This is a genomic window from Microbacterium sp. 05N427, assembly GCF_056397105.1.
This window is the reverse complement of the sequence record NZ_JBFTMT010000002.1, coordinates 156,238-170,602: the sequence shown is the minus strand read 5'-3', so window position 1 is coordinate 170,602 and position 14,365 is coordinate 156,238. Positions and strand designations below refer to the sequence as shown.

Below are 14,365 nucleotides of genomic sequence, written 5' to 3'. Positions count from 1 at the left end.
GAACCGCCGGGTGAGTCCGACATGCAGAGGCCGGATTCGGGGAACCGGAAGCGAATGGTCCAAACTAAGCATTCGCTTAGCCGCGCGTCAAGAGTCAATTCGACGACGCCCGCAGAGTTGAAGCGGTCGGATCTGCACAGAGCACAGCCTCGCCCCCGGCGCGATCATGCGAGTCGGCGCACCGGTGGTCAGCGGGATCCAAGGATCCGGAGCCGCGAGCATGGAGCCGGCGAGTCGCCGTCAGGAGGGGATCGAGCCCACCCTCGCGCGCAGAGAGACCCAGAGGCTGTGCACGGCCGCACGCAGCTGCTCCTCATCGACGCCGGCGATGTACTGCATGACGATGCCGTCCAGCGTGGCGAAGGTGCTGCGCGCAGCGGCCGAGAGGTCCTCTTCGATGCCGAATCGTCGCAGGCTCTCCTCCGCGACCTCGTGGTACCGGTCGTAGAGGCGCAGGACCGGCGCGCGGAAGCGCTCGTTCCGGCGGCCTTCGAGGATCATCTCGTACTGGAACGTGTGCAGCTCCGGGCGCTCCTCGAGCGAGGCGAACAGCGCATCCGCGTACGTCGCGTCCAGGATGAGGTCGAGGAGACGGGTGAGCTCGATGGCCTGCTCCACGGCCCAGTCCAGTGCAGCCGCGAGCAGGTCCTCACGAGTGCCGAAATGATGCGCGACCAAGGAGTTGTTCACGCCCGCACGCTCCGCCACGGCACGGAACGTCAGTCCGCGCAGCCCCTTGTCGGCAACCACGTCGACCGTCGCTTCAATGAGCTTGTCTCGCCCGCCGCCGTACGGCACTTTCCTCGCCATAAGCCCATGGTAGTTCGCGAAAAACAGGCCTTGCAATCAGAACTAAGCATCTGCTTAGCTGTCTGCATGCGCGACGAGGCACATCTCCAAGACGGAACGGCGACGTCCGGGGAGCCCTCGATCGCGGACCACCCGAAAGGATCACCTCCGATGAACCCCGATCAGCCCCTGACCGACCCGAACCAGAACGTCCAGACCCAGGACTTCGTCCCGCAGGAGGACTGGCCCTCCGTGGCGACCATGCTCGACGGCTTCGGCGACCCCAGTCTTCCCGCTTCCGAGGCGCTCGCCGGCCGCACCATCGACATCGACTACGAGAACGGCTGGACGATCCGCCACCGCTTCCACTCCCCCGCCGAATTGAGCTGGGAGATCATCGCCGGCCGGGGCGCCGGAGAGTCGGGCACGCACTCCTATCGGGCGATCGAGGCACGCCCCGGCATCTTCTTCGTGAACTTCCTCAAAGGCGAGGGGCTCGACACGCACTGCGTCTCGATGGTGATCAACCTCGAAGACGGACGCATCACCACAGCGGACAGCGCCATCACGACGGATACGGAGAGCCCGCGGACGACCACGGAGTTCCTCTCCGGACGCATCACGGGAACGGGCCCCATCGAACCGCGCACGCGCACCGACGCGCTGGTCGGCAAGCGGATCTACTACCGCTACAGCCCGACAGAGCGTTACGAGCACATCTACCTGAACAACGGCACGTTCGTCTGGCACTGCATCGAGGGCGGCGAGCGCGGTCTCGCCGACGTCGACGAGACCCGCACTTTCGAGCTCGCCGACGACCTGTACATCTTCTTCTGGACCGAGAGCGTCATGCCGGTGGAGAGCTTCCTCGTGATCGACCTCGCGAAGGCGCGCTCGATCGGCCGCATGTTCTGCTGGCAGGACTCCACGCACGAGGTCGTGCATATCCCCTTCGACAGCCGGTTCACCGTGCTGAACGAAACCGTCTACCCCACCGACTGACGCCGAGGAGCGAACAATCATGTCTGAATCCACCTACATCAGCAGCGCGCGCATCGACCGCTCCACCGCCGAAGGATTCGAGGTCGGGACCGTGCAATGGACCCGACGCCCCGGCGACGGAGACCGCGAGATCCTCTCGGCGGGTTTCTGGTTCATCTCCCCCGACGAGACGCCCGGCCCGATGGAGGTCATCGGTCACGCCGACGAGACCGTCTACATCGTGGAGGGGCGTGTCACGATCCAGCCGGCGGACGGCGATCTCATCGAGCTGACCGCCGGATCCACCGCCTCCCTGAACAAGGGCGTGCCGGCGACCTGGACGGTGCTCGAGCCGACCGTCGAGTTCTTCGTGTACTCCTGAGCGATACCGAGCACCCATGAAGATGCACTACGACACCATCGTCGTCGGCGCCGGCTTCGCCGGCCTGACGACGGCGCGAGAGCTTTCGCAGAACGGGCGGAGGGTCGCGGTCCTCGAAGCCCGGGACCGCATCGGCGGCCGCACCTGGTACGCGAACCGACTCGGCCGGGAGCTGGAACTCGGCGGCACCTGGGTGCACTGGATCCAGCCGCACGTGTGGGCAGAGCTCGCACGATACGGCATCGACGTCGCGCCCAGCCCCGTCCCTGAGCAGGCCTATTGGTGGGATGGTCGGCACACCGTCGCGGGCAACCCCGACGAGCTGCTCGAACTGCTCGATCAGCCGAACGAACTGCTCGGAGCCGCCGCACGAGACGCGTTCCCGCAGCCGTTCCGCCCCTTGTCCTCCGCAGAGGCCGTGCGCTGGGACGACGTCACCCTGGCAGATCGGATCGCGACCCTTCCGTTGCGAGACGACGAGCGCGCCCTGCTGGCCTCGTTCTGGACGCTCAACTTCAACGGCCGTTTAGACGATGCCGCCCTGACCCAGGCTCTGCGCTGGATCGCTCTCGCGAACGGCGACTGGAAGGTCATGTTCGAGGCGTGCGCGACGTACAAGATCGCGGGCGGGACGCGCGTGCTGGCGGATGCGATCCGCGCGGACGCGCACGCGGACTTCTTCCTCGGCACGGATGTGCAGCGCATCGACTCCGATCCGCACGGGGCGACCGTGCGGACCGCCGACGGTGACACCTTCACGGCCGAGCACGTCGTCGTCACCGTCCCCCTGCACGCGATGCGCAGGATCGAGTTCGCTCCGCCGCTCAGCACGGAGGCGCAGACGGGGATCGACCGCGGGCAGCTGGGGCTCGGAACGAAGATCTGGCTGACCGTCGAGGGAGAGCACCCGGCGTTCGTCGCGCTCGGCGACGCGGAGTGGCCGATCAACTTCTTCCAGTCCGAGTACACGCAGGACGGCAAGACGTACGTCATCGGTTTCGGCGCTGATGCGGCCGCGATCGATGCGGAGGACACCGCCGCTGTTCAGGAGCTCCTCACCCGCCTGGTCCCCGACCTGCGTGTGCTCGAAAGCACGGGACAGAACTGGGTCGACGACCCGTTCGCGGGCGAGACGTGGCCGATGCATCGGACCGGCTATCTCTCCCATGTGCTGCCTGCGCTGCAGAAGCCCCACGGGCGGATCCGCTTCGCCGGGTCGGATGTGGCGGATGGCTGGGGCGGATTCATCGACGGCGCGATCGAGAGCGGCCTCACCGCCGCGCGACAGATCCTCTCCCAGGCTGCAGCGAACCGCGTCTTCAGCCGCACGACCTGAACACACATCCGCCCTTCACAGAGGAAGAAGATCATGAGTACCACCACCCTTCTCGAGACCGTGACGGTCTCCCCCGACCTCGGTCGGGCCATTCCGGACGCTGCGACACGCGAAACCATCGGTTACGCCCCCGTGCATACTGTCGACGACTTGGAAGCCGCGATCGCAGCCGCCCGCGCGGCGCAGCCCGAGTGGAACGCGCTCGGTCACGTTGAGCGCTCTCGGGTCCTCAACGCCATCGCGGACGACCTCGAGGCGAACGCCGAGGAACTCGCCACGATCCTGTCGCGGGAACAGGGCAAACCCCTCAACGGTCCGAACGCCCGGTTCGAGGTAGGCGCGTGCGCCGTCTGGACCCGCAGTGCCGCCGATACCCCGCTCGAGCCCGAGACGGTGTTCGAGGCCGGAGGCTCCAAGGCCGTCGTGCACTACGACGCGCTCGGCGTCGTCGGCGCGATCGGTCCATGGAACTGGCCGATGATGATCACGGTCTGGCAGATTGCGCCTTCCCTGCGTATGGGGAACACCGTCATCGCCAAGCCCAGCGGGTTCACCCCGCTTTCGGTGCTCGCACTGATCGAGATCTTCAACCGGCATCTTCCGGTCGGCGTGCTCACGGCGATCTCCGGCAATCGCGAGGTAGGTGCTGCGATCGCTGGGCATCCTGGTCTCGACAAGATCATGTTCACCGGATCGACCCCGACCGGTCGCAAGATCGTCGAATCCTCCGCACAGAACCTCGCCAGACTCACGCTCGAGCTCGGCGGCAACGACCCCGGGATCGTCCTCCCCGGCACTGATATCGGCGCGATCGCGGAGAACCTCTTCTGGGGTTGCTTCATCAACACCGGACAGACCTGTGCCGCATTGAAGCGCCTGTACGTCCACGACTCCCTCTACGACGAGGTGGTCGACACCCTCGCCACCATGGCGAACTCGATGCCGATGGGCCGCGGGCTCGAGGAGCAGAACGTGCTCGGCCCGCTGCAGAACCAGAACCAGTTCGACATCGTCCGGGATCTCGTCGACGACGCTCGCTCCCGCGGTGCACGCATCGTCGCCGGGGGCGAGCCGGCGACCGACCTCGGCCCGTTGTTCTATCGCGCCACCGTCGTGGCCGACATCGACGACGGAGCCGCACTCGTCGACGAGGAGCAATTCGGACCGGCTATCCCCGTCATCCGGTACACCGATATCGACGACGCGATCCGCCGGGCCAATGCCTCGGAGCAGGGACTGGGCGCCTCCGTCTGGTCGGCCGACATCGACGCCGCCGTCGAGGTCGCGTCCCGCATCCAGGCCGGCACCGTCTGGATCAACCAGCACGGCGCCCTCAACCCTGCTGTGCCGTTCGGCGGCACCAAGGCCTCCGGCTACGGGCAGGAATTCGGCAGCGCCGGGCTCAAAGCCGTCGCTGCGCCGAAGGTCATCAGCATCTGATCTCGGGGCGCCCTCGAAAGCCGACGAGGGCGCCTCTTCTCACGTTGCGGAAATATCATGCGAACGCTCGAGGGAGGCGGGCCGAGCCCCTCTGTTCTCCCTCACCGCCGCTGCAGCGTCACGCAGGCACTCCACGAATGCCCTGCGGATCGGCGCCCGATCGGGTCTGTTCCTCCACATCACGAGGAGCCGCGTCGTGGGCGAACCGGCGAGGGGGACGATCGCGATCGATGGCGGGACGAGCTGCCGGACCGACTCGGGCAGAATGCTCATGCCGACGCCGGCGGCCACGAAGCCCAGAGCCGTCTCTTGATGCACGACCTCTTCGGCGATGGGCGCAACCCCTCCCGCGGACGTCAGCACATCGGTCACTCGATCGACGTAGCCGCGCATGAGCGAACGCGGGTAGGAGATCATCGGAATGTCGAGGATTTCGCCGGCGGCCACCTGCGTGCGTGCGGCGAGGGGGTGGCCCACCGGCAGACACACGACCAGCCTCTCCTCGAACACCACCTCCGCGACGATGTCCTCTTCCTCGACGGTCGGGAGCTCATCGCGCACGATGCCGACATCGAGCGTCCCCGCTCTGAGCCGCTCCAGCTGCTCCCCGGACGTGAGGGGCAGCAGGTCGAGGGCCACACCCGGCCTGCGTCCCCGGAACAGCTGCACGACGCCAGGGAGCACGGTGTAGTTGGCGGAGCTGACGAACCCTGCGCTGAGCTGGCCGGCCAGTCCATCGGCGAACTCGCGCATCTCATCCCGGACAGCATCCGCTTCCTCGAGCAGCAGCCTGGCCCTGGCCTGGAGATGCCGGCCCGCCGGAGTGAGCGTCACGCGCCGCGTGCTGCGCTCGAAGAGCGGAACGCCGACCTCGCGCTCCAGGCGCCCCACCTGCACGCTCAGCGGCGGCTGCGACATGTGCAGGCGCTGCGCCGCACGACCGAAGTGCAACTCGTCGGCGACGGCGATGAAGTAGCGCAGCTGACGGAGGTCCATGTCGGCACGATACGGGTCTCGTATTACCTCGCTGTTACGGGGAGATTGCGAGCGATGCACTATCAATCGCCAACGAAAAGGGTATTTGACCTGGAGTTGTCTCAGTCTGTTTCCTGGACGGGAAGCAACGCTGATCTTGGAGGATCCATGACCGCCGACACCCCGCCCCGTACCCGCATCGACATGCTCTACCTGAGCGAGCCCGAGGTCATCGCCGCCGGGATGAAAGACATGGACCGCTGCATCGAAGTCATGGAGGAGGTGCTGGTGCTCGTCGCCAAGGGCGATTACAGGATGGCAGGGAACTCCGCCAACTCGCATGGCGCCCAGATCGGGTTCCCGGCGACGTCTCCGTTCCCGACCATGCCGCTCGACGCCGCCGACCGCCGGTTCATGGCGATGCCCGCGTACCTCGGCGGACGCTTCGACACGGCCGGGGTGAAGTGGTACGGCTCCAACATCGACAATCGCGAGCAGGGCCTCCCGCGTTCGATCCATCTGATCGTCCTGAACGACAAGGAGACCGGCGCTCCCTTCGCGATCATGTCCGGCAATCTGGAGAGCGCCTACCGCACCGCCGCGGTGCCCGGCGCCGCTGCGAAGAAGCTCGCCCCGGTGAACGCGAAGTCCCTCGGCATCATCGGCCCCGGCGCGATGAACAAGAGCGCGCTGCATGCGATGACCGTCGCGCGTCCGACACTCGACACGCTCCGGATCAACGGCCGGCGACGCTCGACGTCCGAGGCGTTCGCCGCCTACGCGAAGGAGCACTATCCGCAGTTCACCACGATCGAGATCGCCGATACGGTCGAGGCGGCCGTGCGCGACTCCGACATCGTGTCCGAAGCGGTCACCGGCCTCGTCGGATCGGAGAATTACCCGTACATCGACGGCGACTGGATCAAGCCGGGCGCGTTCCTGAGCCTGCCCGCGAACCTCCGCATGGACAAGGACTATACGGTCTCCGGCAGGGCACGGCTCATCGCCGACGCGAAGAAGATCTACGAGGCCTGGGCCGAGGAGTACCCCGCCCCATCCCACGAGACCGCGTTCGGGATGATCGGCCTGTACTGGCAGGACCTCATCGAGGCCGGCGAGCTCGACGAGACCCGCGTCGTCAACATCGGCGACGTGTTCGACGGCACCGCAGTCGGCCGCGAGTTCGACGAGCAGCCGGTCCTGTTCAGCGTCGGCGGTATGGGCGTGGAGGACGTGGCCTGGGCGAAGACCGTGTACGAGAATGCCGTGGCACGAGGGATCGGCACGACGCTGAACCTCTGGGACGCCCCGGATCTGGCCTGACCCGGACGGAGAAGCAGACATGCCCCCCACCTCTCTGCACGCTTCCGGCACCGAGTCCGCGACCTTCGCGATCATCGGCGCCGGCCTCACCGGTGCCGCCGCGGCGTGGCGGCTCGCACAATCCGGCGCGGAGGTCATCGTGCTCGAGCGCGATGTGCCCGCATCCCATCTGGGCAGCTCGCACGGCTCCGCGCGCATCTTCCGCTACGCATACGCCGACCCGTTCTACACGGACCTGGTGGTGCGGGCCCGTCGCAGCTGGGATGAGCTGGAGTCATCCAGCGGCACCCGACTGATCGCCCCGAGCGGCGCCCTCGACTTCGGGGCCGTACGCGATCCGCGCGGCCTCGCCGCGATCCTGGAGGCCTCCGAGGTCGACCACGAGCTGCTCGACGCCGGCGCGGCCGGCTCGCGCTGGCCGCAGCTCTCCTTCGACACCGAGGCCCTCTGGCATCCCGGGGCCGGCGTGATCGACGCAGAGCGGGCTGTGCACGAGATGCTCGCACTCGCCATGGCGGAAGGGGCCGAGGTCCGCCTCGGCTGGGAGGCCGTGAGAGTGCGACGCGCGTCCTCCGGCTACACGATCACCTCGATCGGTGGCGAAGAGGTGCACGCTTCGCAGGTGATCGTAGCTGCCGGAGGCTGGCTGCCAGCACTGCTCAGCGACCTCGCACTGCCGTCCGGTTTCGCCGCCGCGATGCCCGAGTTCGAGGTCCGTCAGGAGAACGCGTTCCATTTCCCCTATCTCGACCCGGCGGACAAGGGCGAACCGGCCCCTGATGAGGCGCTGTCCTGGCCCACGTTCATCTACAAGAGCGACGGTCTCCAGACCTACGGTCTGCCCGGCGGGAGAGACGCTCACTTCGTCGGCCAGAAGATCGCCGAGTACAACGGCGGGAGGGTGATCCGATCCGCCCGTGCTCAGGACGGTCGGATCGACCCGCGCAACAGAGAGCGCGTGGTCCGATTCGTCGAGAGATTCGGACCCGGCCTCATTCCCGTCCCCTACGCCGAGACCACCTGCCTGTTCACGAACGTGCCTCGCGACGACATGATCATCGACCGGGCCGAAGGCATCACGATCGTCTCGCCCTGTTCCGGGCAGGGGGCGAAGTTCGCGCCCCTGCTCGGCGAGTTCGTCGCAGACCTGGTGTCGGGAGCGACACCCGTGGAGCGGTTCCGAGCCACCGGGCAGCGCTTCGCACCGCTGAGCATGGAAGGGGCGTCGCTATGAGCGCGGCCATCGGAGGCGATGCCAACCTGCTGCTCGCCGAGATCGAGGCGATCGGAGCGGATCCGGACCGCGGCGGCTACTCCCGGCCGGTCTTCTCCCCCGCCGAGCTGCGGCTGCGCGAGTGGTTCGAGAGGCATGCGCGCGCTCGCGACCTGGACGTCGAGACCGACCGGAACGGCATCATCTGGGCCTGGTGGGATGTTCCTGCCGCACCCGGCAGCATCGGCCGCTCCGGAGCGATCGCCACCGGGTCGCACCTGGATTCAGTGCCCGGCGGAGGCAATTTCGACGGGCCGCTCGGCGTCGTGAGCGCTCTCGTCGCGATCGATCTGCTGCGCCGGCGCGGAGTTCGCCCCGCACGACCGCTCGCCATCGCAGTCTTCCCTGAGGAGGAGGGCTCCCGCTTCGGCGTGGCCTGCCTCGGCTCCCGGCTGATCACCGGAGCTGCAGAGCCTTCCCATGTGCGCGGCCTCGTGGACGAGGCGGGAAAGACCTTCGCCGACGTCGCCACCGAAGCAGGACTGGACCCCGCAGGGATCGGCCCGGATCCCGAGCGTCTGTCCCGCATCGCCGCATTCGTGGAGCTGCACGTGGAACAGGGGCGAGGTCTGGTCGATCTGGACAAGCCGGTCGCACTCGCGGGCTCGATCATCGCTCATGGGCGCTGGCACCTGCGCATCGACGGACACGGCGATCACGCCGGGGCGACTCGGATGACGGACCGTCAGGATCCTGTGGTCGTCGCCGCGGAGGCGATCCGCTCCCTCCGCGCCCAGACGCTCGCCGTGGACGACGCCCGCGGCACCGTCGGCCGGATCAAGGTCACCCCCGGCGGCACGAACGTGATCGCCTCCGCCGTCGACCTCTGGATCGACGTCCGGCACCGCTCGGCCGACGCCGCGCGCACCATCGTGGCCGCGGTGACCGCGGCGACGGAGAGAGCGGCAGACGCCGAGGGATGCACCGTCACCATGACCGAGCAGTCGTTCTCCCCGACCGTGTCGTTCGATGCGGAGCTGCGCGCCGCGCTGCAGACCGTGCTGCCGGATGCCCCGGTGCTGGACACCGGTGCCGGCCACGACGCCGGTGTGCTCGCCGCGGAGATCCCGACCGCGATGCTGTTCGTTCGCAACCCCACCGGTTCCTCGCACACTCCCGAGGAGACCGCGGAACCCGCTGATGTCGCCGCCGGGGCTGCCGCGCTCGCCGATGTCCTCGCCCACCTGCTCACCCGCTGACCCCGGCCCCCTGCCCCTCGCATCGCCGCGCGCTCGCACCCGACGAGCGCCCCTCGAAAGGAGATCGACATCGACATCACATCCCAGGTGAACACCGGCTGGATGCTCACCGCCACCGTCGCCGTTTCCCTGATGCTGCCAGGGCTCGCGCTCTACTACGGCGGCCTTTCGCGCACGAAGAACATCCTCAACACGATGATGATCGTGCTCGCCGGATTCGCCGTGACCGCCGTGCTCTGGGTGCTCTTCGGATACGGCCTCACGCTCGGCGACTCCGTCGGCGGAGCCGGAATCATCGGCAACCCTGCCGGCCTGTTAGGCCTCCAGTCCCTGCTGGGCGAGAAGACCCCGACGGGCGCGGTTCCCGCGATCCTGATCGCCGTGTTCCAGCTCATCTTCGCGGGACTCACCGTGGGGATCATCGGCGGCGCCGTCGAGGGCCGGATGAAGTTCTCGAGCTGGCTCATCTTCAGCGGCCTGTGGGCCACGCTCGTCTACTTCCCCGTCGCGCACTGGGTGTTCGCTTTCGACAGCGCGGACGGATCCACGGTCGGCGGCTGGATCGCCAACAAGCTGCACGCCATCGACTTCGCCGGGGGCACAGCCGTGCACATGAACGCCGGGATCGCGGCCCTCGTGCTCGCGATCTTCCTCGGCCGACGACGTGATTTCCCCCACGTCGGACGCCCCGGCAACCTTCCGATCGCGCTCGTCGGAGGCGGCCTGCTGCTGGTCGGCTGGTACGGCTTCAACGGCGGATCCTCCGGCGGCATCAACGTCAGCGCCGGGGTCGCCGTCACCAACACCCTGATCGCCGCATGCGCGGGACTACTGGGCTGGCTCGTGATCGAGCGGATCGTGCGGAAGGCAGCCACCTCGCTCGGAGCGATCTCCGGAGTACTGGCCGGACTCGTGGCCATCACCCCGGCCGCGAACTCGGTCTCGCCGGTCGGCTCCCTCATCATCGGCGCTCTGGCCGGCGTCGTCGCGTTCGCAACCCTCGGCCTCAAGGAGAAGCTCCGCTACGACGACGCGCTGGACGCCGTCGCGATCCATATGTTCCCCGGAATCTTCGGCACCCTTGCGATCGGGCTCCTCGCGGATCCGTCCTCCCCGGCCGGCGCACGCGGCCTGTTCTTCGGCGGCGGCTGGGGCCTGCTCGGCACCCAGACCATCGCCGTGCTCGCGGTCTTCGTCTACACCTTCGCCGTCACCGCACTGATCTCCTGGATCATGAAGGTCACCGTCGGCCTGCGCGTGACCGACCGGCTCGAGGTCACCGGTCTCGACACCGGCGTGCACGCCGAGACCGCCTACGACCTCGACGACCTGCGCTCCTGAGCGCCCCCTAGAGAGGACAACGACATGAAGCTCATCACCGCCGTCCTGCAGCCCCGCGCGCTGGAGCCCGTGAAGACCGCACTCGCCGAGATCGGCGTCACCGGAATGACCATCAGCGACGCGAAGGGCCACGGCATCCAGACCGGGAAGGTCGAGGTCTACCGCGCACAGAAGGTGAAGGTCGACTTCCTGCCCAAGATCCGGATCGAGACCCTCGTCACGGACGAGGTCCTCGCATCCGCACTCGAAGCGATCCAGGATGCGGCGCGCACCGGAGCGATCGGCGACGGCAAGATCTGGGTGACGGACGCGCTGCAGGTGATACGGGTGCGCACCGGTGAAACCGGGCCCGCCGCGATCCGCTCGGACAACGGGTGACCCGCATCCCGACGGCGCAGAGCGGGGCCGGCCCCGATGCCGGCCCCGCCCTGCTTCCCCCGCACGCGCCGGGGATCATCCGCCCGACCGACGTCCGCCCCGAACTCTGGGCCAACGGGCACGGAATGACGCGGGTCCTGTACGAGCGACCTGCATGGCGGTTGAGCCTGGCCGAGATCGAGGGCCAGGTACCGTTCTCCGCCTTCCCCGGACGGGATCGCATCCTCCTGCCGCTGGACGGGCGCCTTGTGCTGAACGCCCACGGCCGGCGCCGCACCGTGCACCCCGGGGAGGCCTTCGCGTTCCGCGGCGAGGATCCCGTCATCGCGGAGAGCAGGGAACAGCGGACGGTGGTCAACGTCATGGTCGCGCGCGACCATGCCAGGGTCGTCGTCGATATCCGCGGTCATGCGGGACCGCTTCCGACGGAACGGGCCCCCGATTCCGCCAACACCGCCGATGCCGCGGTGCTGCTCTCCGGCAGCATGATCGTCGACGGCGCGGTATTGCAGCCCGGAAGCGTTCTGCTGCCCGCTCATCGATCCCACGAGGTCGAATGCCCCTACGCGCTCCTGGCCTGGATCCGCGTGATTCCGGATCGGACGGCATAAGGGCGTCCACCGTCTGCCGGGCGACATCCGCCGACCGGCGCATCGCTTCCGGCGTCGGATCGGCAAACACGAAAACCCTCTGATCTCCTTAGAGACAGAGGGTTTCTCAATGCTGGGGTACCTGGACTCGAACCAAGAACAACGGTACCAGAAACCGCCGTGTTGCCAATTACACCATACCCCAAGGGCGAAACCTGAGCCTCGCACCGAGAGTCAAGCCTACCCGAGCGGGCACCCGAAGCGCAAAACGGCAGAATCACCGCCACTCCCGGGCGCGTCGCTCACTCATCCCCCTGCTCGTCGCCCTCGTGCTCCGCGCGGTGGCGCGCACGGAACTTGGACGCCTTCACGCGGTTTCCGCACGTCTTCATCGCACACCACTCCCGACGCCCGCCTCGCGACCGATCCAGGTACACCTGGGTACGCTCCGGGCGCGCGCACTCGCACCGCGACGGCACGCGCCGGCTCTGCAGAGCGCTGCGCGCCAGACGTTCGCATGGTTCGGCCTGTCGGTGCTCGCCACCGTCGTCGCCTACGGCATCGCGGTGAGCGTGGACGGCCTCAGCATGCCGGCTCCCGGTGCGGGCCCCGCGGCCGACCCCGCGATCATCTCCGCGCCCTCGGACGCCTGGGAGTACGGCCTCGGCCTCGATGAATGACGGAGGCGGTCCAGCTCCAACCCCGTTTCGGGGCGTGATCCCACGTTTTGGGGCCCGCCAAGCCCGAAAATCCGGGCATAGCGCGCCCCAAAACGATCACATGCGCCCCAAAACCAAGGGGGTGCAGCCGCAACGCGAGCCCCGAGCGTGTCGGATCAGCCGAGGAACTCCGCCAGCGCACGCAGGCGGCGCAGCGTCTCGTCCTTGCCCAGCAGCTCCATCGACTCGAACAGCGGCGGGGACACCCGGCGGCCGGTCAGGGCGACCCGCGGCGGACCGTAGGCAACACGGGGCTTGAGACCGAGTCCGTCGACCAGCGCGGCCGCGAGGGCATCCTGGATCGCCTCGGGCGTGAACGTCTCGAGCGGCTCGAGTGCGGCGGCGGACGCCGACAGCACCTGCGCGGCGTTCGCCGGGAGGCCCTTCAGCGCATCCTCGTCGTACGACACCTGGTCCGAGAAGAGGAAGCCGAGCAGACCAGGCACCTCGCCGAGCAGCTGCACACGCTCCTGCACGAGCGGCGCGGCGCGGAACGCGAGCACGAGCTGCTCGTGCGTCGGCTCCCCCTCGAACACGTCGGCGGCGGCGAGATACGGCAGGATCCGCTCGGCGAAGTCCTTCGCCTCGAGCATGCGGATGTGGTCGCCGTTGATCGACTCGGCCTTCTTCTGATCGAAGCGCGCCGGGTTCGGGTTCACGTTCACGATGTCGAACGCCGCGGTGAACTCCTCGAGCGAGAACACGTCGCGGTCCGGTCCGATGGACCAGCCCAGCAGTGCGAGGTAGTTCAGGAGCCCCTCGTGGATGAAGCCGCGGTCGCGGTGCAGGAACAGGTCGGCCTGCGGGTCGCGCTTGGAGAGCTTCTTGTTGCCGGTCTCCCCCAGCACGAGCGGCATGTGCGCGAAGCGCGGGACGAACGTCGTCACGCCGGCGTCGATGAGCGCGCCGTAGAGCGCCAGCTGGCGCGCGGTGGAGGGCATCAGGTCCTCGCCCCGCAGCACGTGGGTGATACCCATGAGTGCATCGTCGACCGGGTTCACGAGCGTGTACAGCGGAGCGCCGTTCGGGCGCACGACGACAAAGTCGGGGAAGGACCCGGCGGGGAACGTCACTTCGCCGCGGATGAGGTCGACGTAGGTGAGATCCTCGTCGGGCACGCGCAGACGCAGCGCCGGCTGCCGGCCCTCGGCGCGGAACGCGGCCCGCTGCTCCTCGGTGAGCTCGCGGTCGAAGTTGTCGTAGCCGAGCTGCTTCGCGCGGCCGTTCGCCTCGTTGCGGGCGTCGATCTCCTCCGCGCTCGAGTAGCTCTCGTACACGGCGCCGGACTCGACGAGCTTGGCGATCACGCCCTGGTAGAGGTCACCGCGCTGCGACTGGCGATACGGCTCGTGCGGGCCGCCGACCTCGACGCCCTCATCCCAGTCGATCTTGAGCCAGGTCAGCGCGTCGACGAGCTGGCGGAAGCTCTCCTCGCTGTCCCGCGCCGCATCGGTGTCCTCGATGCGGAAAATGAGCTTGCCGCCGGTGTGCCGGGCGTACGCCCAGTTGTATAGCGCGGTACGGACCATGCCGACGTGCGGCAGGCCGGTCGGCGAGGGACAGAACCGCACGCGGACGTCGGATCCGGAGGCGGTCGTGGTGCGGGGATCGGGAGTAGCCATAGCCCTTCGATTCTAGG

General features: G+C 68.1%; 15 protein-coding genes and 1 tRNA gene. 11 read left to right on the top strand and 5 right to left on the bottom strand.

The window, feature by feature from the left end; all coding sequences use genetic code 11:
* Positions 1 to 240 precede the first annotated feature (240 nt).
* Positions 241 to 810: a TetR/AcrR family transcriptional regulator gene (locus AC1DG4_RS03415; protein WP_477380572.1), complete on the bottom strand. Its 570-nt coding sequence runs from the start codon at positions 808 to 810 to the stop codon at positions 241 to 243.
* 150 nt (positions 811 to 960) lie between these two features.
* On the opposite strand from AC1DG4_RS03415, the gene AC1DG4_RS03410 reads away from it, so the two are divergent.
* From AC1DG4_RS03410 to AC1DG4_RS03395, 4 genes are read left to right on the top strand one after another with little or no spacing between them, the layout of a single operon-like run.
* Positions 961 to 1,791, top strand: coding sequence for a MoaF C-terminal domain-containing protein (locus tag AC1DG4_RS03410; RefSeq protein WP_477380574.1), 831 nt, complete (start codon positions 961 to 963; stop codon positions 1,789 to 1,791).
* A gap of 19 nt (positions 1,792 to 1,810) precedes the next feature.
* Entirely contained in the window at positions 1,811 to 2,152 is a 342-nt protein-coding gene (locus AC1DG4_RS03405; RefSeq protein WP_477380576.1) for a cupin domain-containing protein, read from the top strand.
* A 16-nt stretch (positions 2,153 to 2,168) separates the two neighbouring features.
* Positions 2,169 to 3,488, top strand: a complete 1,320-nt coding sequence (locus tag AC1DG4_RS03400; protein ID WP_477380578.1) for a flavin monoamine oxidase family protein — start codon at positions 2,169 to 2,171, stop codon at positions 3,486 to 3,488.
* Positions 3,489 to 3,521: 33 nt separating this feature from the next.
* A complete protein-coding gene (locus AC1DG4_RS03395; protein WP_477380580.1) occupies positions 3,522 to 4,928 on the top strand; it encodes an aldehyde dehydrogenase family protein in 1,407 nt (468 codons plus the stop codon).
* Positions 4,929 to 4,967: 39 nt separating this feature from the next.
* On the opposite strand, the gene AC1DG4_RS03390 is transcribed toward AC1DG4_RS03395, so the two are convergent.
* Positions 4,968 to 5,924 (bottom strand): LysR family transcriptional regulator, encoded by a 957-nt coding sequence (locus tag AC1DG4_RS03390; RefSeq protein ID WP_477380582.1) that lies wholly within the window; start codon positions 5,922 to 5,924, stop codon positions 4,968 to 4,970.
* A 147-nt stretch (positions 5,925 to 6,071) separates the two neighbouring features.
* On the opposite strand from AC1DG4_RS03390, the gene AC1DG4_RS03385 reads away from it, so the two are divergent.
* From AC1DG4_RS03385 to AC1DG4_RS03360, 6 genes are all read left to right on the top strand, one after another.
* Positions 6,072 to 7,226, top strand: a complete 1,155-nt coding sequence (locus AC1DG4_RS03385) for a tyramine oxidase subunit B (protein ID WP_477380584.1) — start codon at positions 6,072 to 6,074, stop codon at positions 7,224 to 7,226.
* A 19-nt stretch (positions 7,227 to 7,245) separates the two neighbouring features.
* Positions 7,246 to 8,460, top strand: a complete 1,215-nt coding sequence (locus AC1DG4_RS03380) for an FAD-dependent oxidoreductase (protein ID WP_477380586.1) — start codon at positions 7,246 to 7,248, stop codon at positions 8,458 to 8,460.
* Positions 8,457 to 9,698, top strand: coding sequence for an allantoate amidohydrolase (locus tag AC1DG4_RS03375; RefSeq protein ID WP_477380588.1), 1,242 nt, complete (start codon positions 8,457 to 8,459; stop codon positions 9,696 to 9,698). The genes AC1DG4_RS03380 and AC1DG4_RS03375 overlap by 4 nt, the downstream gene beginning before the upstream one ends.
* A 102-nt stretch (positions 9,699 to 9,800) precedes the next feature.
* Positions 9,801 to 11,039 carry an ammonium transporter gene (locus AC1DG4_RS03370; RefSeq protein WP_477380590.1) on the top strand — a complete coding sequence of 413 codons (1,239 nt, stop codon included), beginning with the start codon at positions 9,801 to 9,803 and terminating at the stop codon, positions 11,037 to 11,039.
* A gap of 24 nt (positions 11,040 to 11,063) precedes the next feature.
* Positions 11,064 to 11,417, top strand: a complete 354-nt coding sequence (locus AC1DG4_RS03365) for a P-II family nitrogen regulator (RefSeq protein ID WP_477380592.1) — start codon at positions 11,064 to 11,066, stop codon at positions 11,415 to 11,417.
* A complete protein-coding gene (locus tag AC1DG4_RS03360; protein WP_477380594.1) occupies positions 11,414 to 12,028 on the top strand; it encodes a HutD/Ves family protein in 615 nt (204 codons plus the stop codon). The genes AC1DG4_RS03365 and AC1DG4_RS03360 overlap by 4 nt, the downstream gene beginning before the upstream one ends.
* Positions 12,029 to 12,140: 112 nt before the next feature.
* Here the strand turns inward: AC1DG4_RS03360 and AC1DG4_RS03355 are convergent.
* A tRNA-Gln gene (locus AC1DG4_RS03355) sits at positions 12,141 to 12,212 on the bottom strand.
* 97 nt (positions 12,213 to 12,309) lie between these two features.
* On the bottom strand, positions 12,310 to 12,486 hold the full coding sequence (locus AC1DG4_RS03350; RefSeq protein WP_477380596.1) for a CGNR zinc finger domain-containing protein: 177 nt from the start codon (positions 12,484 to 12,486) through the stop codon (positions 12,310 to 12,312).
* Positions 12,487 to 12,540: 54 nt separating this feature from the next.
* Here AC1DG4_RS03350 and AC1DG4_RS03345 point away from each other — a divergent pair, with 54 nt between their 5' ends.
* A complete protein-coding gene (locus tag AC1DG4_RS03345; protein WP_477380598.1) occupies positions 12,541 to 12,687 on the top strand; it encodes a hypothetical protein in 147 nt (48 codons plus the stop codon).
* 155 nt (positions 12,688 to 12,842) lie between these two features.
* Here the strand turns inward: AC1DG4_RS03345 and gltX are convergent, their stop codons facing one another.
* Positions 12,843 to 14,348: a glutamate--tRNA ligase gene (gltX, locus tag AC1DG4_RS03340; protein ID WP_477380600.1), complete on the bottom strand. Its 1,506-nt coding sequence runs from the start codon at positions 14,346 to 14,348 to the stop codon at positions 12,843 to 12,845.
* Positions 14,349 to 14,365 lie beyond the last annotated feature (17 nt).

What these genes read in the sequence shown, in the direction of transcription:
- AC1DG4_RS03380 (WP_477380586.1), top strand. Translation starts at nt 7,246, where the DNA reads ATGCCCCCCACCTCTCTGCACGCTTCCGGCACCGAGTCCGCGACCTTC.
- AC1DG4_RS03385 (WP_477380584.1), top strand. Translation starts at nt 6,072, where the DNA reads ATGACCGCCGACACCCCGCCCCGTACCCGCATCGACATGCTCTACCTG.
- AC1DG4_RS03415 (WP_477380572.1), bottom strand. Translation starts at nt 810, where the DNA reads ATGGCGAGGAAAGTGCCGTACGGCGGCGGGCGAGACAAGCTCATTGAA.
- gltX (WP_477380600.1), bottom strand. Translation starts at nt 14,348, where the DNA reads ATGGCTACTCCCGATCCCCGCACCACGACCGCCTCCGGATCCGACGTC.
- AC1DG4_RS03375 (WP_477380588.1), top strand. Translation starts at nt 8,457, where the DNA reads ATGAGCGCGGCCATCGGAGGCGATGCCAACCTGCTGCTCGCCGAGATC.
- AC1DG4_RS03370 (WP_477380590.1), top strand. Translation starts at nt 9,801, where the DNA reads ATGCTCACCGCCACCGTCGCCGTTTCCCTGATGCTGCCAGGGCTCGCG.
- AC1DG4_RS03400 (WP_477380578.1), top strand. Translation starts at nt 2,169, where the DNA reads ATGAAGATGCACTACGACACCATCGTCGTCGGCGCCGGCTTCGCCGGC.
- AC1DG4_RS03390 (WP_477380582.1), bottom strand. Translation starts at nt 5,924, where the DNA reads ATGGACCTCCGTCAGCTGCGCTACTTCATCGCCGTCGCCGACGAGTTG.
- AC1DG4_RS03365 (WP_477380592.1), top strand. Translation starts at nt 11,064, where the DNA reads ATGAAGCTCATCACCGCCGTCCTGCAGCCCCGCGCGCTGGAGCCCGTG.
- AC1DG4_RS03395 (WP_477380580.1), top strand. Translation starts at nt 3,522, where the DNA reads ATGAGTACCACCACCCTTCTCGAGACCGTGACGGTCTCCCCCGACCTC.
- AC1DG4_RS03410 (WP_477380574.1), top strand. Translation starts at nt 961, where the DNA reads ATGAACCCCGATCAGCCCCTGACCGACCCGAACCAGAACGTCCAGACC.
- AC1DG4_RS03405 (WP_477380576.1), top strand. Translation starts at nt 1,811, where the DNA reads ATGTCTGAATCCACCTACATCAGCAGCGCGCGCATCGACCGCTCCACC.